This is a genomic window from Armatimonadota bacterium (assembly GCA_035527535.1).
Classification (GTDB): Bacteria; Armatimonadota; Hebobacteria.
On the sequence record DATLAK010000157.1, the window covers coordinates 1 to 2,411 of the forward strand.

The 2,411-nt window shown below is 69.1% G+C and carries 3 protein-coding genes; all 3 read right to left on the bottom strand.

Annotated elements, in window-relative coordinates:
* The coding region (locus VM221_11140) for a protein kinase (GenBank protein HUT75370.1) at positions 1-265 on the bottom strand (265 nt) is incomplete at its 3' end.
* A gap of 83 nt (positions 266-348) precedes the next feature.
* Positions 349-1,740, bottom strand: a complete 1,392-nt coding sequence (locus VM221_11145) for a penicillin-binding transpeptidase domain-containing protein (GenBank protein HUT75371.1) — start codon at positions 1,738-1,740, stop codon at positions 349-351.
* A 9-nt stretch (positions 1,741-1,749) separates the two neighbouring features.
* Positions 1,750-2,411 (bottom strand): FtsW/RodA/SpoVE family cell cycle protein (locus VM221_11150; protein HUT75372.1); only part of this gene is annotated, 662 nt, incomplete at its 5' end.

Here is a 2,411-nt window from a genome sequence, read left to right on the forward strand (position 1 = left end):
TGACGATGTAGTACCAGCCGGTCTGGGGGTCCACGCCGGTATCGAAGATCTGGACGATATAGGGATGGCTGAGCCTCGCGGCGGCATGGGCCTCGCGGCGGAAGCGTGAGACGACCTCCTCCTGGTCGGCCAGCTCCTCGCGCAACACCTTTATGGCCACGGGGCGCTCGAGGGTAGTGTCGGTGCCGCGGTGGACGCGGGCCATGCCACCCTCGCCAATCAGGGCCTCAACTCGATACCGGTTGGCGATCAAGGTCCCTTCCATGGACACAGGTCCCCCAGATGCAGGTGTGAGGCTTGCGCACGCAAGAGTTGGACGCCGGCGCCGGCGCCAGGTTCGGTGGCGGGTTAGTCCTCGCTCAGTAGCTGCAGCATCACGCGCCGGGCGATGGGCACGGCGGCCTCGGAGCCCGCGCCCCCGTTCTCGACGATGACGGTGACGACCACGCGGGGGCTGTCGGCGGGTGCGAAGGCGGTGAACCACGCGTGCGGCTCTCCATGCGGGTTCTCAGCCGAGCCGGTCTTGCCGGCCACCTCGACACTCCGCAGCGCCGCGTCCTGCGCAGTTCCCTCTTCGACGACCCCGACCATCATTCCTGCCACCTCGGCCGCGGTCTGGGCGCTCACCGCCCGGCCCAGGTCCAATGCCTGGCGGGAGTTGACGGTGCTGCCGCCGGCGTCCAGGACCGCAGCCACCACGTAGGGCTGGCGCACCTGCCCTCCGCTGGCGATGGCCAGGGTGAGGCGGGCGATCGCCATCGGCGTCACCAGTGTCTGCCCCTGGCCGAAGGCGGTCTCGGCCAGCATCACCTTGCCCCTCGGTCCGGTCAGCTCGCCCATGCGGCCGGCCGCCGAGGGCAGCGGCAGGTTGGCCTGATCCAACAGGTGGAAGCGCTTGACGTAGCCGCGGAAGTCGTCAGCGCCGATCATCTGGCCGATCTTGGTGAAGCCTACATTGCACGACAGCTCCAGCGCCTGGGTGATGGTGATGCTACCGTGCCTGCGCGGGCAGGTGATCACCTCACCATCCACCTCGCACGAGCCCTCGCAGGTGAGCTTGGTGTCGGGAGTGACGCGCCCCAGGTCCAGCGCCGCCGCGGCGGTGAGTATCTTCATCACCGATCCGGGCGGGTACAGCCCCTGCAGGGCGCGGTTGAGCTCGGGGGCGGTCGGGTCCTCGCGGAAGAGGTTGTACTCCCAGTCGTTGTCCAGCAGCGTCTCGGGATCGTAGCCCGGCGCGCTCACCATGGTCAGGACCGCGCCGTCGCGGGCGTCGAGGGCAACTACCGCGCCCCGCTGGCCCCGCAGCAGCCGCGTCGCGAGCTGCTGAGCCCGCAGGTCAATGGTCAGCCGCACGTCGTTGCCCCGGTCCAGCCCCTCGATGAACTCGTGCCAGGGCTTCTCGTAGCTGCCGATGCCCAGAAAGGCGTCGCGGAGCGCGGACTGCACGCCGCTGCGGGAGTTGTAGCCGGTGACGTGGCAGGCATCCCGGCCCTGCGGGTAGACGCGTTCCCAGCCGCGCGTGGTGCGCCTCGCATCAAGCATGACGTCGCCATGACGGTCGAGCAGTTTGCCCGGCTCGATGCGCTTGAGCCGCTCCTGAGCGCGGGTGTTGTGCTCATCGGCGCGCAGCGACGGCGCGCGGAAGACCTGCCAGTACGACAGGTACGCACACTGGAGGGCGAAGCCCGCCATCGCCACCAGCGCAATCCGCCTGATGCCCGCCGACCACTCTCGCATGAGCCGGAATCAGTCCTCGTCGCTGCGGTGCGGTATGCAGTCGCGCGACACCGCGAGCAACAGCGACAGTGCGATGAAGTTCACTACCACCGATGTGCCCCCGTAGCTGACGAACGGCAGGGTGATGCCGGTGAGCGGGATCAGCTTGGTGACCCCGCCGACGATCACCAGGGTCTGCAGAGAAAAGACAGTGGCCAGGCCGGTGGCCAGCAGCGCGCCGAAGCGGTCGGTTGACTGCCAGGCGATGGCGAAGCCGCGCCAGGCCACCAGCGCCAGCAGCAGCAGCAGCCCCAAGGCGCCGACCAGCCCGAGCTGCTCGGCGCCGACCGCGAAGATCAGGTCGGTGGTGGCCGCCGGCATCGCCGCCCCCCCGCCGCTGGCGAAGCCGGTGCCCAGCACCCCGCCCACGCCCAGCGCAAAGAGCGCCTGCAGTATCTGGTAGCCGCCCTCGGTGGGCGCCTGCCAGGGGTTGATCCACATGTCAACGCGCGTCGCCACGTGGTGGAAGCCGTAGTAGGCGCCCACCCCGCCCAGCGCGAAGAGCACCAGCGCCACCAGCACGAAGCTCTTGCGCAGAGTCGCCAGGTAGACCATCGCCACGAACAGCCCGAAGAACAGCACCGCCGCGCCCAAGTCGCGCTGGAAGACGAAGATCGCCAGTGAGAAGCACA

Coding starts and splice junctions, on each gene's coding strand:
- VM221_11145 (HUT75371.1), bottom strand. CDS start 1,740: ATGCGAGAGTGGTCGGCGGGCATCAGGCGGATTGCGCTGGTGGCGATG.